The following is a 20,669-nucleotide window of genomic DNA, read 5'->3' on the forward strand; positions in this document are numbered from 1 at the left end:
TGTGACGCAGCTGATCCTCCTTTTCACGGTCTTTCTCTGCGCCATCGTCACCACCCCGCTCGCCGAGTGGATCCGAATCCCGCAGCCGGTGCTGATGACCGTCATCGGTTTCGTGCTGGCCCTGTTGCCGTTCGTGCCGAACATCAACCTGCAACCGGACCTGATCCTGCCGTTGGTGCTGCCACCGCTCATCTACGCGGCGGCGCAGCGCTCCACCGCGCGCTACTTCCGGCAGAACTACCGCGTCATCCTGCTGCTCGCGGTCGCCCTCGTCGTGGTCACCACGGTGGCCGTCGCGGCCGCGATGCACTGGATCACCCCTGCGATGCCGGTCGCCGCCGCCGTCGCGCTCGGCGCGCTGATCTCCCCGCCCGACCCGATCGCGGCCGGAGCCGTGGCGGCCAGCGTCGGGCTGCCGCGTCGGCTGATGGGCATCCTCGAGACCGAGGGACTCTTCAACGACGTCACCGCGCTCGTCATCTACGGGCTGGCGGTCGAGGCCGTCGTCTCGGGGGAGTTCTCGACCCTGGAGGCCGTCTGGCGGCTGGTGCTCTCGGCGGTGCTCGCCGTCGTCTTCGGCGTGGGCATCGGCTGGCTCAGCGGCAAGGTCATCGGGCTGCTTACCGACGCGACCCTTCAGGTCGCACTGAGCCTGCTGGTCCCCTTCGCCGCCTACGTGCTGGCCGAGGAGCTACACGGCTCCGGTGTGCTGGCCGTGCTGGTCTGCTCGCTCTGGATCAACGACCAGGCGGTCGGTGCCGACGACGTCGCCTTCCGGCTGGTCGGCTCGGCCTTCTGGGACGTGGTCGAGCTGCTGATCTCCGGGATGGCCTTCGGACTGATCGGCCTGGAGTGGTCCAGCGTGCTGCGCGAGGTCGGCAGCGGCTGGCCGTCGATGCTCGGCGACGCGGCGCTGGTCATCGTCGTGGTCGTCGGGATCCGCTTCCTCTGGCTGCTGCCTGGCGCCTGGCTCACCGCCCGGTTGGACGCGCGCCTGGGCCGCCGCGAGGACGCGGCGCCGCTGGGCTGGCGCGAGTCGGTCACGCTCTGGTGGTCCGGCATGCGCGGGGTGGCCTCGGTCGCGCTGGCGCTCGCCATTCCGTTCACCGTGCACGGCGGTGGGGCGTTCCCGATGCGCAACGAGCTCGTCTTCATCGCCTTCTCGGTGGTCATCTTCACCTTGCTCTTCCAGGGCATGACCCTGCCGCTCGTGGTCCGCTGGCTCGGCCTGGGCCGCGACCAGGACGCGGAGGACCACGAGGAGCGCCGGCTCTGGTACCGGGCGTCCCGCGCCGGGCTGTTGCGGCTCAAGCAACTGGCCGCCGACGAGGAGCTGCCGGAGGAGCTGGTCGACCGCCTCAAGCAGCGTCAGACAGACCGGCTGGCCCGCACCCGTCCCGACATCTACGACGAGCAGCAGCGCGAGGAGTGGAAGAAGCGGATCAAGGTCTTCAAGACCTTCCGCCGGGTCGAGTCCGAGATGCTCGCCGCCTCGCGCGAGGAGATGCAGGTCGCCCGGATGGAGCCGGGCGCCGACCCGGAGCTCGTCGACCGCGTCATCCGCCAGCTGGACCTCCGCAGCGAACGCTGAGCCCTGCCGCGACCGTCCCCTCAGCCGCCCGTCCGCACGCGGGGCAGCGCGCCGGGGTGGTGGTCGCGAAGCCAGGCCAGCAGGCCCTCGCGAACGGCGCACTTGAGGGCGTAGGCGTCATCGTTGTTCCGCGTGGTCATCGTCGCGCGGACGACGATCGTGGACGGGGTGGTGTCGAAGACCACCAGGGCCCAGTCCCGGCCGTCCCACTCCTTGCTGGAGAACAGCAGGCGGTGGAACTCCTCCCGCAGCTCGGCCACGGGCGTGGTGTGGTCGAGGTGGAGCAGGACCCAGCCGGTGGTGCGCGGGTCCGCCCGCGTCCAGTTCTCGAACGGGCGGCTGACGAAGTAGGAGACCGGCACGACCAGCCGGCGCTGGTCCCAGAGCCGGATCACCAGGTAGGCGAGGGTGATCTCCTCGACCGTGCCCTGCTGCTGCTCGACCACCACCGTGTCGCCGATCCGGACCAGGTCGCCGAAGGCGATCACCAGCCCGGAGAAGAAGTTCCCCAGCGTGCTCTGCGCCGCGATCCCGGCGACGACGGTGATCAGGCCGGCCGAGGCCAGCAGCGACGCGCCGAAGGTACGCATGCCCTGATAGGTCAGCAGCATCGACGCCACCGTGATCAGGGCCACCAGCGCGCCGGTCGCCCGCCGCAGCATGCTGACCTGGGTGCGCACCCGTTGCACGCGGGCGGGGTCGTCGCTGACGCGCTGGTAGCGGGCGAAGGCGGCGGAGAGCACGGCTGCCAGCACCCGGTTGACCAGCCAGCCGATGGAGGCCATCAGGGCGAGCAGCAGCCCGTGCCGGACGCCGTCGGCGTGATTGTCGAAGAGATTGCTGAGCGGCGCGTTGGCCAGCAGCAGTGCGATGCAGACGACGAACTGAAGGGGGATCCGGCAGCGCCGCAGCAGCGGCCAGAAGGCGGACTCCGGCTTGCGGGCGGCGATGCGCTGGAGAGCTTTGTCGACGATCCAGCCGACGAGCAGGGTCGCGCCGATGGTCAGCCCGACGGCGATGAGCTGGCTGATCAGCTTCCAGGACATGATCGGTTGGCCTGCCCGTTTTGTCGGTTTCCGGAATCCCCTCACAGTAGCCCGGAGAACCTTGGGGTGGTGCCTCATAGCACGCGTCCTGGCGCGCTAGTGTTAATCCCTCACCCCCGTCGCCGCCCTTGTGAGGAGTCCCGTTCGCCGTGGCTGACAGCTTCGTTCACCTGCATGTTCACACTGAGTTCTCGATGCTGGACGGGGCCGCGAAGAACGGCAAGATGTTCGCCGAGGTCGAGCGGCAGGGCATGCCCGCCATCGCCATGTCGGACCACGGCAACATGTTCGGGGCGTACGAGTTCTTCCAGATCGCCAAGAAGCACCCGGTCAAGCCGATCATCGGGATCGAGGCCTACGTCGCGCCCGGCAGCCGCATGCACAAGAAGCAGACCTTCTGGGGCCAGCAGGGCGGCCGGATGGCCGGCGGCGACGCCAGCGGCGAGGGTGGCAAGGACGTCTCCGGCGGTGGCCGCTACACCCACATGACCATGTGGGCCAAGAACGCCGGGGGACTGCGCAACCTGTTCCGGCTCTCCTCGCTGGCCTCCCTCGAGGGCTACTACATGAAGCCCCGGATGGACCGCGAGCTGATCTCCCAGCACGCCGAGGGCATCATCGCCACGACCGGCTGCCCCTCCGGCGAGGTGCAGACCCGCCTGCGGCTCGGCCAGTACGAGGAGGCGGTGAAGGCTGCCTCTGCCTACCAGGACATCTTCGGCAGGGACAACTACTTCCTCGAGCTGATGGACCATGGGCTCGGCATCGAGCGCGATGTCCGCGAGGACCTGCTGCGGCTGGCCAAGGATCTGAGGATCCCGCTGCTGGCCACCAACGACTCCCACTACGTCACCGCCGACCAGGCCGACGCGCACGACAACCTGCTCTGCATCGGCGTCGGCAAGAACAAGGACGACCCGAACCGCTTCAAGTTCAACGGCTCCGGCTACTACCTCAAGACCTCCGAGGAGATGCGCGAGCTCTTCCGGGAGCTGCCGGAGGCCTGCGACAACACGCTGCTCGTCGAGTCGATGATCGAGCCCTACGACGAAGTCTTCGACTACGTCGACCGGATGCCGCAGTTCGACGTCCCCGAGGGCGAGAACCAGGTCTCCTACCTGCGCAAGAAGATCGGCGAGGGCCTGCAGCGCCGCTTCGGCGACGACCCGAGCCAGGAGATCCTGGACCGGATCGAGCTCGAGATGTCCGTCATCGACCCGATGGGCTTCTCCAGCTACTTCCTCGTGGTCGCGGACATCTGCCAGTACGCCCGCGACAACGGCATCCCGGTCGGCCCCGGCCGTGGCTCCGCGGCCGGTTCGATGATCGCCTACCTGACCGGCATCACCCAGCTCGACCCGATCGAGCACGACCTGCTGTTCGAGCGATTCCTCAACCCCGAGCGCATCAACCCGCCGGACGTCGACATCGACTTCGACGACCGCCAGCGCGACCAGATGGTCCGCTACGTCAGCGAGAAGTACGGCGCCGCCTACACCGCGCAGGTCAACACCTTCGGCACGATCAAGGCCAAGGCCGCCGTCAAGGACTCCTCGCGCATCCTCGGCTACCCCTTCGCCATGGGCGACAAGATCACCAAGGCGATGCCGCCGGACGTGATGGGCAAGGGCGTCCCGCTGAAGGACCTCTTCAACCGCGAGCACGCGCGGTACAGCGAGGGCACCGAGATCCGCGCTCTCTACGAGAACGAACCCGACGTCAAGAAGATCATCGACACGGGCCTGGGCATCGAGGGCCTGATCCGCGGCACCGGCGTGCACGCCGCGGCGGTCATCCTCTCCTCGGTGCCGCTGCTGGACCTGATCCCGCTGCACATGCGGGACAAGGACGGCACGATCATCACCGGCTTCGACTACCCGTCGTGCGAAGCCATGGGCCTGATCAAGATGGACTTCCTGGGTCTACGGAACCTGGGCATCATCGACCACTGCATCAAGGTCATCAAGGCCAACCGCGGCGTCGACGTCGACTGCGACGAGATCCCGCTGGACGACCCGGTCACCTTCCAGCTGCTCCAGCGCGGTGACACGCTGGGCGTGTTCCAGCTGGACGGTGGCCCCATGCGCGCGCTGCTGCGGCTGATGAAGCCCACCGAGTTCGCCGACATCTCCGCCGTCTCGGCGCTGTACCGGCCGGGCCCGATGGGCATGAACTCGCACACCAACTACGCGCTGCGCAAGAACGCCCAGCAGGAGATCACCCCGATCCACCCGGAGCTGGCGGAGCCGCTCAAGGACGTCCTCGGCCCCACCTACGGCCTGATCGTCTATCAGGAGCAGGTGCAGCGAGCCGCGCAGGTGCTGGCCGGCTACAGCCTCGGACAGGCCGACCTGCTCCGTCGAGCGATGGGTAAGAAGAAGAAGGAGGTCCTGGAGAAGGAGTTCGTCCCCTTCCACGCGGGCTGCAAGGAGCGCGGCTACTCGGACGAGGCGATCCAGGCGGTCTGGGACGTGCTGGTCCCGTTCGCCGGCTACGCCTTCAACAAGTCGCACTCCGCCGCGTACGGGCTGGTCTCCTACTGGACCGCGTACCTCAAGGCCAACTTCCCGGCCGAGTACATGGCCGCGCTGCTGACGTCGGTCGGCGACGACAAGGACAAGATGGCGATCTACCTGGCCGACGCGCGGGCCCAGGGGATCCGGGTGCTCTCGCCGGACATCAACGAGTCGGTGACGGACTTCACCGCTGTCGGGGAAGACGTCCGGTTCGGGCTGAAGGCGATCCGCAACGTCGGTGAGAACGTCATCGACTCGCTGGTGGCCACACGAAAGACGAAGGGCAAGTTCACCTCCTTCGCGGACTTCCTGGACAAGGTCGAGCTGCCGGTCTGCAACAAGCGAGCGGTCGACTCACTGATCAAGGCGGGCGCGTTCGACTCGCTGGACCACACCCGGCGCGGCCTTGTCGCGGTCGCGGAGAACGCGATCGACGCGGTGATCGGCCTCAAGAAGCAGGCGGCGATCGGCCAGGACGACCTCTTCGGCGCGATCGACGACGGCAGCGACAACCCGACGATCGGCCTGGACTTCACGGTCGACGAGAAGGAGTGGCCGCGCAAGCATCTGCTGTCGACGGAGCGGGAGATGCTGGGCCTGTACGTCTCCAGCCACCCGCTGGACGGCGCCGAGCACATTCTCGCGCGCAACCGCGACACCTCGATCGCGGAGCTGCTGGGCTCGGGGCGCACGGAGGGCGAGGTCAAGCTCTCCGGACTGATCACGTCGGTGGACCGCCGCATCAACAAGGCGGGCAACGCGTGGGCGCTGATCACGCTGGCCGACCGTGACGGCTCGGTGGAGGTGCTCTGCTTCCCGAAGACGTACATGCTGCTCAGCGAGATGCTGGTCGAGGACAACGTCGTCGCGATCAAGGGCCGCCTGAACGAGCGCGACGGAGCGCTGAGCATCTTCGGCTCGGAGATGCAGATGCTGGACATCTCGGCAGCGGAGCACGGCGGCAAGCCGCCGATCCAACTGACGATCCACGAGCGGAAGATCAACGCCCAGCTGGTGGCGGAGTTGAAGCGTGCCCTGAAGGCCCACCCGGGGGACGTTCCGGTCCGCCTGCTGATGGAGGGCCACACCAGGAGCGTGCTGTTCGAGCTCGGCTTCCTGGTGGACGCGGAGAACGGCTTCGCGAGCGACATCAAGGGCTTGCTCGGCGCCGGCGCCTGGGTCGCGTAGCGACACGGTCCGCCGACCCTGGCCGGCGGACCGTTCTGTGGAGTTCCTGTCAGCCCGCGCTGCAGGTCTTGCCGTTGAGGGTGAAGGAGGCAGGGGCTGCGGCGTCGCCGGTGTGGTTGGCCTGGAAGCCGATTGTGGTGGCGGCGCCCGGGGTGAGGGTGCCGTTGTAGCTCAGGTTGGTGGCCGTGACCTGACCGCTGGTGGGCGTGATCGTCGCGCTCCAGGCGGAGGTGATGGTCTGTCCGGCCGACAGGGTGAAGCCCAGAGTCCAGCCGTTGACGGTGCCGCTGCCGGTGTTGGTGATGGTGATGTTCTCGGTCAGGCCGGTGTTCCAGGCGTTGACCACGTCCGCGACCTTGCAGGAGCTTGCCACGCCGGTGACGCTCGGCGAGGGCGAGGGAGACGCCGAGGGAGACGCCGAGGCGGAGGCCGACACGGACGCGGACGGGCTGGAGGTCGACCCGCCGAGGGCTGTCACCACGGCGTTGTAGGCCGGCTTGGGCTGGTAGTTCGCGTCGTACATGGTGGCCGCGCCGTAGCCGGAGAAGAACCCCGGGATCCAGGAGTCCGCGTCACCCACGCCCCACTGGGAGACGCCCACGCAGCCGCTCACCGCGAGGCAGTCGTCGACCACGGTGGTGAAGTCGGTGGCCTGTTGGGCGAGGTTGGCGCTGGAGGCCGGGAGTTGGATCCGGTCGTCCAGCTCGGTGACCGCGACGTTCACCCCGAGTGCGGTGAACCGTTGCATGTTGGCCTTCATCGTGGACGGGACCTGCCCCAGGACGAAGTGGCTCTCGAGGCCGATCCCGTCGATGGGAACTCCCGCCGCCTTCAGTGACTTGACCAGGTTGTACATGGCGTCGCTCTTCGCGTTCTGGCCCTCGATGTTGTAGTCGTTCAGGTAGAGCTTGGCGTTCGGGTCGGCCGCGTGCGCGGTCTTGAGCGCGTCGGCGATGTAGCCGTTGCCCATCGCGGCGTAGAAGGCGTCCTGGCGCAGTGTGCCGTCGTCGTTGAAGGGCTCGTTGACCACGTCCCAGGAGTAGACCTTGCCCTTGTAGTGGGTCGCCTCGGTGGTGATGTGGCTCTCCATGGCCGCCTGGACCTGGGTGGTCGGCAGGCTGCTGACCCAGGAAGGGAGCTGGCTGTGCCAGACCAGGTTGTGGCCGCGCACGCGCATGCCGTTGGCCTGCGCGTAGGACACGATCTGGTCGCCGGGGGAGAAGTTGTAGGTCCCGTTGGAGGGCTCGGTGGTGTCCCACTTCATCTCGTTGCCGGGGGTGACCATGTCGAACTGGCCGCTCGCGACGGCGGTCAGGGCGGAGTTGGAGAGGTTGGACTGCGTGAGGGCCGTGCCGAAGTAGATGCCCTTGGCCTCGGCGAGGGTCTTCAGGCCCGTGCCGGTGGCGCCGGCCTGACCGGCCAGCAGCAGTGTGCCGGCCGCGATGGCGGCCGCGGTGGCGTACAGCGCCCGCTGTGCGCGCCTGGGGTGGGTGAGTGTTCCTGTCCGGAGTGACACCGGTGCGGTCCTTTCCTTGACGGGTGGTGAAGGTGGACGTGCGGTGGTGCGGAACTCGGACAGCGCACGGCTCGCGAATCAACATGGGCATGCCAAAGCGGAGCAGTCGGCGGCTCTTGAGATGGGGTATTGAAGGGCGGGGTGTTGAAAGTTTCGGAAATGCTGCCGAATTCCAGCGGTGACCCTAGGGCCGGGCTGGCGGTCCGTCAACAGTCGGCGCAGGAAACCGCAGGAACGCGCAGGGAGCGCAGGAACGCAGGAACGCAGGAAAGGACTTCAGGGGCGGGTGGAAGCCAGGGGCGGGGCGGTGCTGCTGCGCTCCACCAGGGTGGTGGCCAGATCCACCCGGAGCGTGCTGGGCTGGTTGCCGCGGGCGAGGTCGATCACCATGCGCGCGGCGACCTCGGCCATCTCCGTGAGCGGTTGCCGCACCGTGGTGAGCGGCGGGCCGACCCAGCGCGCCACTGGGAGGTCGTCGAAACCCACGACGCTCAGGTCCTCCGGGATGCGCAGCCCCAACTCCCTTGCTGCCTCGTAGAGTCCGAGCGCCTGCAGGTCGTTGCCTGCGAAGACCGCGGTGGGCCGTTCCGGGAGGCGGAGTAGTTCGAGGCCCACCTTGTGTCCGGTCTCGTGGTGGAAGTCCCCTTCGCGGATCAGGTCCGGGTCGACGGCGATCCCGGCCATGTCCAGGGCCGCGCGGTATCCGTCGATCCGGGCCCGGCTGCACATCATCCGGCGCGGGCCCGCGACCATGCCGATGCGTCGGTGGCCGAGGTCGAGCAGGTGGCGGGTGGCGGCCAGGCCGCCCTGCCAGTTGGTGGTGCCCACGGCGGGGACCTCCTGCCCCGGGTCGCCGGCCGGGTCCATGACCACGAAGGGGATGTCGCGGCTGGTCAACTGCGCCTGCTGGGCCCGGTCCAGCCCGGACAGCACGAGGACCACGCCGGTGGGACGCCGGGCGAGCACCCCGTCCATCCAGGACTGCCCCAGGCTCAGCCGTCCGGAGGACTCGGACAGGACAACGCTGAGCCCCTCTTCGCGGACCACGTTCTCGACGCCGCGGATGACCTCCATCGCCCAGGCGCTCTCGAGCTCGTGGAAGACCAGTTCGAGCAGCGGGCTGGAGGGCGTGCTACTGCGCCGGCGCTGGTAGCCGTGTTGGTGGAGCAGTTCCTCCACCCGTTCCCGGGTGGCGGGCGCGACGTCCGCTCGTCCGTTGAGGACTTTCGAAACAGTCGGCGTGGAAACCCCCGCCTCGCGAGCGATTTCGGCGAGTGTCGCAGCTCTAGTCACGAGCCCCTCCTGCGCTGCCCTGGTGGGCGAAGTCCGTCGTTGTGACGACTGTACGGCACGGATGCTAGCTGGTCCTCGGCCTCTGGCGCTCGACGGAATCGATACCTCCCAGCCCCTTGACGGTCGCCGGTGCGACGCCTAGGTTTCCCACGACATTCGGCAATCTTCTCGAAACAATCGATGGGTTGGCAGGCCATGGAATCTCAGCTTTCCCCCGTTCGCCCCGGTGCGTCCCGCAACAGATTCGCCGCGATCGCTGCAACCACTGCGCTCGTCCTCGGGCTGACGGCGGCCTGCGGGTCCAGCGGCGGCGGGGGCTCGGCCTCCAACGCCGACTCGGGGACGATCCACGTCCTCGTCTACGGCGACGCCGGCAACACGGTCGAGAAGCAGATCGTCGACACGTTCAACAAGACCTCGAAGGTCAAGGCGGTGCTCGACACCATCCCCGGCGCCGACTACCAGTCCAAGCTCAACACGATCATCAACACCCCGCAGGCCCCGGACATCTTCTTCAACTGGGGCGGCGGCAGCATCGCGCCCTACGTAAAGGACGACCTGCTGCTCTCGCTGGACGACATGATCGCCAAGGACCCGGGTCTGAAGTCCAACTTCCTCCCGTCCGTGTTCAACACGGCGGTGATCAACGGCAAGTCCTACGGCGTCCCGATGCGCGGCACCCAGCCGGTGCTGCTCTTCGACAACAAGAAGGTCCTCGCGGCCGCCGGCCTGAGCGTCCCGCAGACCTGGGACGACCTGGTCAACGACGTCAAGGCGCTCAAGGCCAAGGGCCTCACCCCGATCGCGCTCGGCGGCGCCGACCAGTGGCCCACCCTCATGTGGTTCGAGTACGTCTTCGACCGCGTCGCCGGACCGGGCCTGTTCCAGAAGGCGCTCAGCGGTGACAAGAGCGTCTGGGCCAGTGCCGACAGCCAGAAGGCCCTCGGCATGCTCAAGCAGCTGATCGACGCCGGTGCGTTCGGCAGCAACTTCGACTCGGTGAAGTTCACCGACGGCGGCTCACCGGCACTGCTGGCCAAGGGCAAGGCCGCCTTCGAGCTGATGGGCTCCTGGGAGTACTCCACCCAGCAGTCCGGCAACCCCGACTTCGCCAAGAACGACCTCGGCTACAGCGCGTTCCCGACCATCAGCGGCGGCAAGGGCGACCCGAGCGACGTCGTTGGCAACACCAACAACTTCTACTCCGTGCTGAAGAAGACCCAGCACCCGGACGCCGTCGCGGCCTTCCTCAAGCTCATGTACTCGGACGAGTTCGTGAAGGCGCAGCTGGGCATCGGCAACCTGCCGACCACCACCAACACGGCCAACTTCCTGTCCACCTCGGCCAGCCCGGACTACTCCCAGTTCCAGTTCAACCTGGTCAAGGCGGCGCCCTCGTTCCAGCTCTCCTGGGACCAGGCCTATCCGCCGGCGGCGACCACGCCGATCCACACGGCCGTCCAGGAGTTCTTCGACGGCAAGATCGACGCCAACGGCTTCATCCAGGCGATGCAGTCGCTGTCCAACTCCTGAGTATCGGACCGATGACCACACTCTCCTTCGCAGCCGTGTCCGGCCGCCTCAAGGCGCGCCGGGCCGGCGTCGGGGTGACTCGGCCGGGCTTCGCCTGGGCGGTACCTGCGACCGTCTTCTTCCTGTTGTTCGCCATCCTCCCGCTGGTGCTGGTCGCGGTGCTGTCCTTCACCAGCTGGGACGGCATCTCCTCGCCGCACTTCAACGGCCTGGCGAACTGGACCAAGCTGATCAACGACCCGGTGATGACCCAGAGCATCTGGCTCACGCTGCTGCTCACCGCCCTCGGGGTCGTGACGCAGACGCCCGTCAGCATCCTGCTGGGCGTCTGGGCGGCCGGGCACCAGCGCAACCGGGCCGTGCTGTCCGCGATCTTCTTCGTCCCCCTGCTGCTCTCGGCAACCGCAGTCTCGGTGCTGTGGCGCGCCCTGCTCGACCCCAACTTCGGCATCCCGGGACAGCTTCCCTGGCTGTTCGGCAACGGCAACCTGCTCGGCAGCCAGGCCGGCTCGATCGCGGTGCTGACCTTCGTCGGGATGTGGCAGTTCACCCCTCTGCACGCGCTGCTCTACCAGGGCGGCGCCCGGGCCGTGCCACAGGTGCTCTACCAGGCCGCGGCGATCGACGGGGCCGGCACGGTACGGCAGTTCTTCCACATCACCCTGCCGCAGCTGCGCAACACCATGATCACGTCGATGATCCTCATGGTGGTCGGCGGCCTGACCACCTTCGACACGGTGCTGATCCTCACCCAGGGCGGACCCGGCACGGACACCACCGTCAGCGCCTACTACATGTACCAACAGGGCTTCAAGGAGTTCGACTTCGGCGCCGGCTCGGCCATCGCGCTGGTGCTCGTCGTCGTCGCCACCCTCATCTCGCTGGCCGTGGTCCGGCTCTCCGGCTACGACAAGATGCGCAGCACGGCGGAGGGAATCTGATGCGGCAGCGTCCCAACGCCCAACGCCCCAACGCCCAACGCCCTAACTACGTTGCCGGACTGGGCTCCCTGATCTGGCTCCTCCTGGTCGGCCTGCCGCTCTACGTGCTGCTGATCGCGACCTTCCGCACCACCTCCAACTACTCCACCCAGGGCCCGCTGAGCTTTCCCTCGCAGCTGACCCTGAGCAACTACCTCAATGCCTTCTCCAACGGGTTCGGCCAGGACTTCCTCAACACCCTGATCGTCACCGTCAGCGTCGTCGGCATCGTGCTGCTGGTGGTGCCGCCGCTCGCCTACGCCATCGTGCGCGCCCAGGGCCGGACGATCACCGTCGTGTTCCGGGTCTTCCTGCTCGGACTGGCGGTCCCCGCGCAGGCGGTGATCGTCCCGATGTTCTACGTGATCAGCCAGGCCGGACTGTACGACCACCTGATCGGCGTCATCCTGCCGACCGCCGCGTTCTCGCTGCCGGTGTGCACCCTCGTGCTGACCGGTGCGATGCGCGACATCACCCCCGACCTCTACGAGGCGATGGCGATGGACGGGGCCTCCCCGTGGCGGGTCTTCCTGCAACTGGTCCTGCCACTGTCGAAGGGCGGGCTCTCCTCCATCGTCGTCTTCTCGGCCCTCCAGGCCTGGAACGGCTTCCTCTTCCCGCTGATCCTCACGCAGTCGGACTCGACCAAGGTGATCACCATCGGTCTGTACAACTTCCAGTCCGAACACGGCGTCAACGTCCCCGGACTGCTGAGCGCCGTGGTGCTGTCCATGCTCCCCATCTTCATCGTCTACCTGTTCGCCCGCCGCGCCCTGGTCCAGGGGCTCATGGGGGTCGGAGGAAAGTGACCGGCAACATGAACCCCGCCCTCGGGACCGAAGTCGCCATCCCCATGTGGCGGGACGCCTCCCTCGACCCCGGCACGCGGGCGGACGCCCTGATCGCGGCGATGACCCTGCGCGAGAAGACCGCGCAGCTGGTCGGCGTCTGGGTGGGCGCCTCCGACGAGGGCGGCGAGGTCGCCCCGCACCAGCACGAGATGGAGGAACCGCCGGACCTGGACGAGCTGCTGCCGCACGGCCTGGGCCAGCTGACCCGGCCCTTCGGCACTGTTCCGGTGGACGCCGCCGTCGGCGCTCTCTCGCTGGCTCGCTCCCAGCAGCGCATCGCCGCCGCCAACCGGTTCGGCATACCCGCGCTCGCCCACGAGGAGTGCCTGGCCGGCTTCGCCGCCTGGGGCGCCACCGCCTACCCCGTCCCGCTGTCCTGGGGTGCCGCCTTCAACCCCGAACTGGTGCGTGCCATGGCCGCCGCGATCGGCGCCGACATGCGCGCTGTCGGGATCCACCAGGGCCTCGCCCCGGTGCTCGACGTCGTCCGCGACGCCCGCTGGGGGCGCGTCGAAGAGACCATCGGCGAGGACCCGTACCTGGTCGGCACCATCGCCACCGCCTACGTGCAGGGCCTGGAGTCCGCCGGGATCGTCGCCACGCTCAAGCACTTCGCCGGGTACTCCGCCTCGCGCGCCGGACGCAACCTCGCGCCGGTCGCCATGGGCGGGCGCGAGCGCGCCGACGTCATCCTGCCGCCGTTCGAAATGGCTGTGCGAGAGGGGAGGCCGCGCTCGGTCATGCACGCCTACACCGACACCGACGGCATTCCCTCCGCCGCCGACGAGGAGCTGCTCACCGGTCTGCTCCGGAAGACCTGGGGCTTCGACGGCACGGTCGTCGCGGACTACTTCGGCATCGCCTTCCTCAAGCTGCTGCACGGCGTCGCCGGAAGCTGGGGAGAGGCCGCCGGGCTCGCCCTGGCCAGCGGCGTCGACATCGAGCTGCCGACCGTCAAGACCTTCGGCCGACCACTGCTCGACGCGGTCGAAGCCGGTGCCGTCCCCGAGGAGCTGATCGATCGCGCCCTGCGCCGGATCCTGGTCCAGAAGGCACAGCTCGGTCTGCTCGACCCCCACTGGGACCCGATTCCGTCGGCCCTCTCCGGCGCCGATCCGAACGCGCCCGAGGCACCGGACGCGCTGCGCGGGAGCGTCGACCTGGACCCCCCGGCCAACCGGCGGCTGGCACGCGAGCTGGCGGAGCAGGCCGTCGTGCTGCTCCGCAACGACGGTACGCTGCCCCTTCGTCGACCCGCCCGGATCGCGCTGATCGGCCCGAACGCAGAGACGCCGACGGCCGTGCTGGGTTGCTACGCCTTCCCCGTGCACGTCGGCGGGCAGCACCCCGAGGTGCCGATCGGTATCGAACTGCCCACGCTGCGCGAGACTCTGACGGCCGAGTTCCCCGGGGCCGAGATCGTCTCGGCGGCCGGCGCCACGGTCGACGGCGACAGCACGGCCGGCTTCGCCGAGGCGGTCGCGGCGGCCGGCGACGCCGATGTCGTGGTGCTGGCCCTGGGGGACCGGGCCGGCCTGTTCGGCCGCGGCACCAGCGGTGAGGGCTGCGATGTCGAATCGCTGCAACTCCCCGGAGTACAGGAGCAGTTGCTCCACGCGCTGCTGGACGCGGGCACGCCCGTGGTGCTCGTCATGCTCGCGGGACGCCCGTACGCGCTGGGTCGTGCCCAGAGCGAGGCGGCGGCGATCGTCCAGTCCTTCTTCCCCGGCGAGGCGGGCACCGAGGCCATCGCCGGTGTGCTCAGCGGGCGGGTCAACCCGTCCGGACGGCTGCCCGTCAGCGTGCCGCGGCACAAGGGCGTCCAGCCCTCCACCTACCTGGCCGCCCGGCTGGCGCAGGACAGCGATGTCTCCAGCACCCGTACCAGCCCCGCCTACGGTTTCGGACACGGGCTCGGCTACACGGACTTCGAGTGGTCGGCGCTCGACGTCAGCGTGGCGGAGACCGGTACCGACGGCAGCTTCCTGGTCGGCTTCGAGCTGCGCAACACCGGCGACCGCCCCGGGTCCGAGGTCGTGCAGTTCTACCTGCACGATCCGGTGGCCTCCGTGGTCCAGCCGGTGCAGCGGCTCGTCGGCTACCGGCGCGTCCCGCTCGACGCGGGGGAGCGCTGCCGGGTCTCCCTGGAGCTGCCCGCCGACCTGGCCTCCTTCACCGGACGCGAGGGTCGGCGCATCGTCGAACCGGGCGAACTGGAGCTGCGGATCTCCGCCAGCAGCACCGACCACCGGCTGACGGTCCCGCTGCGCCTGACCGGCCGGATCCGGGAGGTCGACCACACCCGTCGGCTGCACCCCGCCGTCATCGTCGAGCGTCGCTGAGGCAACGAGAGGCCGCCCGTGTACACCGACCTGCCCGAGGCCGAGCTACGGCGTTACCGCAGCAGCCAGACCGAACCGGACGACTTCGACGCCTTCTGGAAGGAGACGCTCACCGAGGCGCGCGGGCTCGGAACCGAGGTCCGGCTGACGCCGGTCCACACCGGACTGATCACCGTCGACACCTTCGACGTCACCTTCCCCGGCTTCGTCGGGGAGCCGGTCAAGGCCTGGTTGCGCCTGCCGCGCGCGGTGACCGGACCGCTCCCGGCCGTCGTCCAGTACGTCGGCTACGGCGGCGGCCGCGGGCACGGGCTGGAGAACCTGCTCTGGGCGTCCGCCGGGTACGCCCACCTCCAGATGGACACGCGCGGGCAGGGCTCGGGCTGGAGCCGGGGCGCCACCCCGGACTCCGGCCCCGCCGGCCCGCAGGTCCCCGGCGTGATGACCCGAGGCATCGGGTCGCCGCGCACCTACTACTACCGTCGGCTGTTCACCGACGCGGTCCGGGCCGTGGACGCCGTCCGCCAAGTGGACTGCGTCGACCACGCCCGGGTGGCCGTGCTCGGCCAGAGCCAGGGCGGCGGCACGGCGCTCGCCGTCGCCGCCCTGGTCCCCGACCTTGCCGCACTGGTCGCGCACGTTCCGTTCCTCTGCGACTTCCCCCGGGCCGTGGTGGTCACCGACAGCGCCCCGTTCCGCGAGATCGCGGACTACCTGGCGGTCCACCGCGACCAGGAGGAGACCGTGCTCCGGACGCTCTCCTATGTCGACGGGGTCAACTTCGCCCGCAGGGCCACGGCCCCGGCCCGCTTTTCGGCCGCGTTGATGGACGCGATCGTGCCGCCATCCACCGTCTTCGGCGCGTACCACGCCTACGCGGGACCGAAGGACATCGCCGTCTGGCGCTACAACGGCCACGAGGCGGGCGGCCCGGACGACGACCAGGGCGCCCTCGACTTCCTCGCCGAGCGGCTGGCCCCGGTGGGCCGACCTGGGGAGTCCTAGGGGCGCGGGGACCTGCTGATCGGCAGCGAGGTCAGTGGCACCTCCAGGGGCGCGGGGAACTGCGCGAGAAACCACCGACATGCGGATGGCCCTGCGCGTTCGGCCTGCTACCTACGCGGGTGGCTTGTCGCGCAGTTCCTCGCGCCCCTGAGAGTGCAACGGGTCCTTCGGCGTAAACAGAGCCGTAGCAGCGAGCAGGGCCAGCAGCGCGGCCATCGGCCAGCCCACCATCGCGGTCTTCGCGTCAAGCTGGAGCGGGCGGGAGAACGTGGTGCCCTTCGGGACGGACTGGGCCAGTTTGATGATGTCCTGCTGGCCCAGGTGGATGCCGAGCTGCAAGGCGACCCAGCCCGCCGCGAGGCCGCCGAGCGTCAGGCCGATGGGGACGCCGAGGCCCGTGCCGCCGCGCTTACGGCAGAGCAGGTAGGTCAGGATCGCCGCCGCCACGCCGAAGCACGCGCCGATCAGTGCGAAGACGCCGTCCGCGGCGATCTGCTGTTCGCCCTCGGGGTCGCGAAGGTAGACCGCGGAGCCGTCGGAGTAGAGCGGCACCCGGGGAGCCAGCGCATGCCACAGCAGGCCGAAGAGGAGCCCGGCAAGGGCCGAGCCGAGGACCAGGGCCGCGCCGATGACGAGCTCCCGCCGGATCTCCCGCGCGCGGTCCCGCCGGTCGGCGGGCGGGGCCCACTCGGGGACGGCGTCGGCAGGGAACGGCAGCGGGTCGGGCTGCGGCCGGGGGCCCTCAGGGGCGTTGGGTGCGGTCACCGGGACATGGTCGCACGTCCGTCCGGCCCACGCGCGAAGGGACTGACCACTACGCCCGGGTCGCGGCCTTGCGGTAGGCCCAGGTAGAGAGGCCGAGGCTGAGGCCGCCGACCGCGCCGCAGACGGCGAGGTCCGCCACGACGGCCCCCCAGTCCGGTCGCGCGGCGAACGTGCGGGCGAAGGCCTCGACGCCGTAGGTGGAGGGCAGCAGGTCGCGCAGCCAGCGGACCGCCTGCGGCATGTGGCTCGCCGGCAGGACGCCGAGCAGCAGCGCAGCCGACATGCCGAGCTGCCCCAGCAGCGTCGCGATCTCCTGCCGGGGCGCCAGCAGCCCGCAGGCCGCGCCGACGCCGGCCAGCGCCGCGCCCGCGAGCGGGATCACCGCCAGGACGATCCACACGTGGACCCACGGCAGCTGGAACATCGCGCAGCCGACCACCGCCGTCACTACCGTCCCGGGGACCGTGAACGACGCGTACGCCGCCGCGGTGCCCAGCACCACCGAGGCCGCAGGCACCGGCAGCGTCGCGTAGTGGTCCAGGCCGCCGGTCGCCCGCAGCCTGCCGAAGTACTGCGCCAGCAGATTCAGCGCCACGAAGGCCACGACCAGAACGCTCGATCCGGCGACGACGTCGCGTGCCGCCTCGGTGTCGTGGGCGCCGACGACGCCCCGCATCATGATCAGGATGCCGAGCGACTGGAAGGTCGCCACGAACATCAGCGGGATCCTGGCCACCCGGGCCCGGGAGAGCTGGGCCCGGTAGACGGCGCCCAGCGCCGGGAGGAGCGCTGCGCGCGGGGCCAGCGGCTGTGCTTCCTCGAAGGCAACTGCCGAGCTCACTTCTCGAACCCCTCGTGTCGGCCGCCGAGCAGCAGGTAGACGTCCTCCAGGCTGGGCGTGCTGAGCGAGAAGTCGTCCAGCGCGGCGAAGGCGGGCCCGGTGGTCACCTCTGCGACGAGCTCGCGTGCCTCGTCCGGTGTCGCGCGCACCGTCCAGCGGCGGCCGTTGACGGAGGCCCGCTTCGCCAGTGCCGCGACCAGGGGCAGCGCCGCAGGGGCCTCCTCGCGCCAGACCAGGTCGAGGCGGACGTCGCCGTCGACCATCGCCTTCAGGCCGCCAGGGGTGTCGCAGGCGATCACCCGGCCCTCGTCCACGACGGCGACGCGGTCCAGCACGGTCTCGGCCTCGACGACGTTGTGGGTGACCAGCAGCACCGTCGTGCCCTGCGCGCTGCGGCGGCGGTCGACGGCCGACCAGACGGCGCGGCGGGCGATCGGGTCCATGCCGGTCGTCGGTTCGTCCAGCACCAGCAGCGGTCGCGAGCCCGCCAGCGCCGCGCCGAAGCAGGCGAGCCGGCGTTGGCCGCCGGAGAGCTTGGCCAGCGGGCGCTGCGCGATCGGGCCCAGGGCGAGTTCGTCGATGACGTCGGCGGTGGTCTGCCGGGCGGCGGCGCTGTTCAGGCCGCGCAGCCGGGCGGTGGTCTCGATGGCGAGGTGGACGGTGAGTTCGTCCAGCGCGGTGGACTCCTGGCCCAGGTAGGCGAGCAGCCGGGCGGCGCGGTCGGGGTGGCGGACGATGTCGTGGCCGAGGATCTGGATACTGCCGGCGTCCGGTCGAAGCAGGCCGGTCAGCTGGCGGACCAGGGTCGACTTGCCGGCGCCGTTCGGGCCCAGCAGACCGAAGACCTCGCCGCGGCGGATGTCCAGGGAGATGCCGGCGTTCGCGCGAACCTCGGCGGCCGCCGCGCCGCGCCCGACCCGGTACGTCTTCACCACGTCCCGCACCGAGCAGCAGACCGTGGCCCCGGCGGCGACCTGCGCCGTCCCTGCTGCTGCCACCGTGTTCACGTGCTCCCTCGCCAGGCCGCGGACGCTGGGGTAGTCCCGGCCGCCGTAGAGCCTACGCCGCTCGCGGCGGGCGATGTCGACAGGGTGGCCCGCTTCGTCGGCCGTTCGGGGACAATGGGTACCGGTCGAGCGGTTTGGATGAGGAAGATGCGCAGAAGGTCCGTGCTCCTGCTGGTGTCGGGGGTGCTCGCGGTGGGCGGGATCGTGCTGCCCTCGATCGGCCAACGCCAGTCGAGCGGCGACACCAGGATCCTCTCGGTCGAGGTCAACGGGGGGAAGCCGGTCGTCCTCGGCCCCACCGACCGGACGACCTTCACGTTCGCGGTGACGGCGGAGGACAACTCGGGGATCAAGTCGGTCGACCACGTCGGCATCTGGGGCAGCAACTACGGCGTGCTCCGGCCGACCGCGACGACATGCCAGGTGAAGACCAAGAAGATCTCGGTGTGCACGGGGTCCGTCACGGTCGACGTGAACCAGCGCCAGATCTTCGACAACATGGCAGGAGCGTGGCACGTCCAGGCGACGGCCAACGCCAACGACGGTGACCGTTTCGAGTCGGACACCGCAGGCGACTTCTCGATCAAGAAGGCCGCCGCCGCGGTGATCAGCGGCGTGCTGCCGATCGCCAAGCCGGGCGAGTCGATGCAGATCGAGGGCCAGCTCACGAAGCCGGACTGGGGAGCCAGGCTCTGGGCGTACAACCCCGGCCAGGTCGTGGAGCTCCGCTTCCGGCCGGCGGACGGCTCTCCCTGGCAGACGGTGGCGAGCACCAGGACGGACAGCCACGGTTCGATGAGCACCGAGGTGAAGGCGTCCACGACGGGCACGTACGCCTGGTACTACGAGGGCCAGTTCTGGTCGGCGCCGACCGTGAGCCAGGCGGCGCAGGTCAACGTCACCTGACCCGCACGCGCTGAACCGAGCGCGGTCAGGTCCGGCCGATCAGGGCGAAGGCCGCCCCGATGAGGTCCGCGAGCGCCTGCGGGGCGAGCTCGACCTCCAGCCCTCGGCGGCCCGCCGAGACGAAGACCGTCGAGTGCTCCAGCGCGGTCGCGTCCAGCACGGTGCGCAGCGCCTTGCGCTGGCCGAGCGGCGAGATGCCGCCGCGGACGTAGCCGCTGCTGCGCTCGGCCGCGGCCGGGTCGGCCATCGCGGCCCGCTTGCCGCCGACGGCGGCGGCCAGTGCCTTGAGGTCCAGCTGCCCGGCCACCGGCACGACGCCGACCACGAGCGCGCCGTCCACTTCGGCGACCAGCGTCTTGAAGACCCGCTCGGGCGCGATGCCGAGCGCCTCGGCCGCCTCGCCGCCGTAGGAGGCGGCGGCCGGGTCGTGCGCGTAGGCGTGGACGGTGTGGGGGACGCCCGCCCGGTCCAGCGCCACGGTCGCGGGCGTGCCCTGACCGCCCTTGGTCTTCTTGGCCATCGCGCTACGTCCCGTTCGCTTCCGTCAGTTCCGTCAGTTCGATCAGTTCGGGTTGGAGGCCTGGCGGGTCAGCTCGACGGCCGGGAGGGAGGGGAGCTTGGCCAGCACCGCGGCCTCGCGGCGCAGCAGCCGCAGCTCCGCCCGGAGCCGGTCGCTCGCGGACTCGGCGGCGAGCAGGCGCTGCTTGTCGTGGGTGTCCAGCACGGACGCCGCCGCGACGAGGTAGGAGAGGATGTTCGGGTCGTCCGGCAGCTCCTGGACCCCGGCGACGGTGCTCTCCTGGGCCCCCGCCAGCCGCTTCTGGTAGGTGCGGAAGACGCGCTCGACCCCGGCCGCCAGCACCTGCGCCTCGGGCCCGGCCTGCTCCTCCACCCGCTCGACCTCGGCTGTCAGATACGGGCCGCTCGCGTCGATCGAGAGGATCCGGAACCGGGTCGTGCCGGTGGCCAGCAGCTCGTACCGCCCGTCGGGGTGCGCCTGGAGCTGGGCGATCTCGGCGACGCAGCCCATGTCGAACAGGGCCCGGTTCGGGTCCGGGCCGAGCCCGGCCAGCGCCGCGGAGGCCGACTCCGATCCGGTCGGCGCGACCTCGCGGCCGTCGCGGATCGCGACGACGCCGAAGCGGTGCGGCTCCGGCCCGGCCGTCAGATCGGCCATCAGCCGCCGGTAGCGCTCCTCGAAGACGTGCAGGGGGAGTACCAGCCCGGGATAGAGCACTGTGCCCAGCGGGAAGAGGGGGAGCCGTTCCGTCACGTGCGCAAGATTACGG

16 protein-coding genes are annotated in these 20,669 nt (G+C 69.9%); 8 read left to right on the forward strand and 8 right to left on the reverse strand.

Annotated elements, in window-relative coordinates; all coding sequences use genetic code 11:
• Window position 1: 1 nt before the first annotated feature.
• Window positions 2-1,591, forward strand: a complete 1,590-nt coding sequence (locus ABIA32_RS17880) for a Na+/H+ antiporter (RefSeq protein WP_370096237.1) — start codon at window positions 2-4, stop codon at window positions 1,589-1,591.
• Window positions 1,592-1,611: 20 nt separating this feature from the next.
• On the opposite strand, the gene ABIA32_RS17885 is transcribed toward ABIA32_RS17880, so the two are convergent.
• Entirely contained in the window at window positions 1,612-2,637 is a 1,026-nt protein-coding gene (locus ABIA32_RS17885; RefSeq protein WP_370096239.1) for a mechanosensitive ion channel family protein, read from the reverse strand.
• 149 nt (window positions 2,638-2,786) lie between these two features.
• Between ABIA32_RS17885 and dnaE the strand changes: the two genes are divergently transcribed.
• Window positions 2,787-6,341, forward strand: coding sequence for a DNA polymerase III subunit alpha (gene dnaE / locus ABIA32_RS17890; RefSeq protein ID WP_370096241.1), 3,555 nt, complete (start codon window positions 2,787-2,789; stop codon window positions 6,339-6,341).
• A 49-nt stretch (window positions 6,342-6,390) separates the two neighbouring features.
• Here dnaE and ABIA32_RS17895 read toward each other — a convergent pair whose 3' ends face one another.
• Window positions 6,391-7,857: an endo-1,4-beta-xylanase gene (locus ABIA32_RS17895; protein WP_370096243.1), complete on the reverse strand. Its 1,467-nt coding sequence runs from the start codon at window positions 7,855-7,857 to the stop codon at window positions 6,391-6,393.
• A 276-nt stretch (window positions 7,858-8,133) separates the two neighbouring features.
• Window positions 8,134-9,150, reverse strand: coding sequence for a LacI family DNA-binding transcriptional regulator (locus tag ABIA32_RS17900; protein ID WP_370096245.1), 1,017 nt, complete (start codon window positions 9,148-9,150; stop codon window positions 8,134-8,136).
• Between the two features lie 195 nt (window positions 9,151-9,345).
• On the opposite strand from ABIA32_RS17900, the gene ABIA32_RS17905 reads away from it, so the two are divergent.
• The 5 genes from ABIA32_RS17905 to ABIA32_RS17925 are packed head-to-tail and all read left to right on the forward strand — an operon-like array spanning window position 9,346 to window position 15,861.
• Complete coding sequence (locus ABIA32_RS17905) at window positions 9,346-10,683, forward strand: ABC transporter substrate-binding protein (protein ID WP_370096247.1); 1,338 nt, start codon at window positions 9,346-9,348, stop codon at window positions 10,681-10,683.
• Between the two features lie 11 nt (window positions 10,684-10,694).
• Complete coding sequence (locus ABIA32_RS17910; RefSeq protein WP_370096249.1) at window positions 10,695-11,624, forward strand: carbohydrate ABC transporter permease; 930 nt, start codon at window positions 10,695-10,697, stop codon at window positions 11,622-11,624.
• A complete protein-coding gene (locus tag ABIA32_RS17915; RefSeq protein ID WP_370096251.1) occupies window positions 11,624-12,472 on the forward strand; it encodes a carbohydrate ABC transporter permease in 849 nt (282 codons plus the stop codon). The genes ABIA32_RS17910 and ABIA32_RS17915 overlap by 1 nt, the downstream gene beginning before the upstream one ends.
• A gap of 44 nt (window positions 12,473-12,516) precedes the next feature.
• Entirely contained in the window at window positions 12,517-14,856 is a 2,340-nt protein-coding gene (locus ABIA32_RS17920) for a beta-glucosidase (RefSeq protein ID WP_370096584.1), read from the forward strand.
• 18 nt (window positions 14,857-14,874) lie between these two features.
• Window positions 14,875-15,861: an acetylxylan esterase gene (locus ABIA32_RS17925; protein ID WP_370096253.1), complete on the forward strand. Its 987-nt coding sequence runs from the start codon at window positions 14,875-14,877 to the stop codon at window positions 15,859-15,861.
• A gap of 111 nt (window positions 15,862-15,972) precedes the next feature.
• On the opposite strand, the gene ABIA32_RS17930 is transcribed toward ABIA32_RS17925, so the two are convergent.
• Genes ABIA32_RS17930 through ABIA32_RS17940 form a run of 3 tightly spaced genes read right to left on the reverse strand, consistent with a single transcriptional unit; the run spans window position 15,973 to window position 18,465 of the window.
• Window positions 15,973-16,626, reverse strand: a complete 654-nt coding sequence (locus ABIA32_RS17930; RefSeq protein ID WP_370096255.1) for a hypothetical protein — start codon at window positions 16,624-16,626, stop codon at window positions 15,973-15,975.
• A gap of 49 nt (window positions 16,627-16,675) precedes the next feature.
• Window positions 16,676-17,467 (reverse strand): ABC transporter permease, encoded by a 792-nt coding sequence (locus tag ABIA32_RS17935; protein ID WP_370096257.1) that lies wholly within the window; start codon window positions 17,465-17,467, stop codon window positions 16,676-16,678.
• Entirely contained in the window at window positions 17,464-18,465 is a 1,002-nt protein-coding gene (locus tag ABIA32_RS17940; RefSeq protein ID WP_370096259.1) for an ABC transporter ATP-binding protein, read from the reverse strand. Before ABIA32_RS17940 ends, ABIA32_RS17935 begins: the two co-directional genes overlap by 4 nt.
• 156 nt (window positions 18,466-18,621) lie before the next feature.
• Here ABIA32_RS17940 and ABIA32_RS17945 point away from each other — a divergent pair, with 156 nt between their 5' ends.
• Entirely contained in the window at window positions 18,622-19,380 is a 759-nt protein-coding gene (locus tag ABIA32_RS17945; protein ID WP_370096261.1) for a hypothetical protein, read from the forward strand.
• A gap of 25 nt (window positions 19,381-19,405) precedes the next feature.
• Here the strand turns inward: ABIA32_RS17945 and ybaK are convergent, their stop codons facing one another.
• Both ybaK and ABIA32_RS17955 read right to left on the reverse strand, forming a co-directional pair.
• A complete protein-coding gene (gene ybaK / locus ABIA32_RS17950; protein ID WP_370096263.1) occupies window positions 19,406-19,900 on the reverse strand; it encodes a Cys-tRNA(Pro) deacylase in 495 nt (164 codons plus the stop codon).
• Between the two features lie 42 nt (window positions 19,901-19,942).
• Window positions 19,943-20,653, reverse strand: coding sequence for an LON peptidase substrate-binding domain-containing protein (locus ABIA32_RS17955; RefSeq protein ID WP_370096265.1), 711 nt, complete (start codon window positions 20,651-20,653; stop codon window positions 19,943-19,945).
• Between the last annotated feature and the right edge of the window lie 16 nt (window positions 20,654-20,669).

Source organism: Streptacidiphilus sp. MAP12-20 (assembly GCF_041262525.1).
GTDB lineage: Bacteria > Actinomycetota > Actinomycetes > Streptomycetales > Streptomycetaceae > Streptacidiphilus.

Excerpts from the sequence above, each read along its gene's own strand:
- ABIA32_RS17885 (WP_370096239.1), bottom strand. The coding sequence starts at position 2,637 with ATGTCCTGGAAGCTGATCAGCCAGCTCATCGCCGTCGGGCTGACCATC.
- ABIA32_RS17905 (WP_370096247.1), top strand. The coding sequence starts at position 9,346 with ATGGAATCTCAGCTTTCCCCCGTTCGCCCCGGTGCGTCCCGCAACAGA.
- ABIA32_RS17910 (WP_370096249.1), top strand. The coding sequence starts at position 10,695 with ATGACCACACTCTCCTTCGCAGCCGTGTCCGGCCGCCTCAAGGCGCGC.
- ABIA32_RS17915 (WP_370096251.1), top strand. The coding sequence starts at position 11,624 with ATGCGGCAGCGTCCCAACGCCCAACGCCCCAACGCCCAACGCCCTAAC.
- ABIA32_RS17920 (WP_370096584.1), top strand. The coding sequence starts at position 12,517 with ATGTGGCGGGACGCCTCCCTCGACCCCGGCACGCGGGCGGACGCCCTG.
- ABIA32_RS17945 (WP_370096261.1), top strand. The coding sequence starts at position 18,622 with ATGCGCAGAAGGTCCGTGCTCCTGCTGGTGTCGGGGGTGCTCGCGGTG.
- ybaK (WP_370096263.1), bottom strand. The coding sequence starts at position 19,900 with ATGGCCAAGAAGACCAAGGGCGGTCAGGGCACGCCCGCGACCGTGGCG.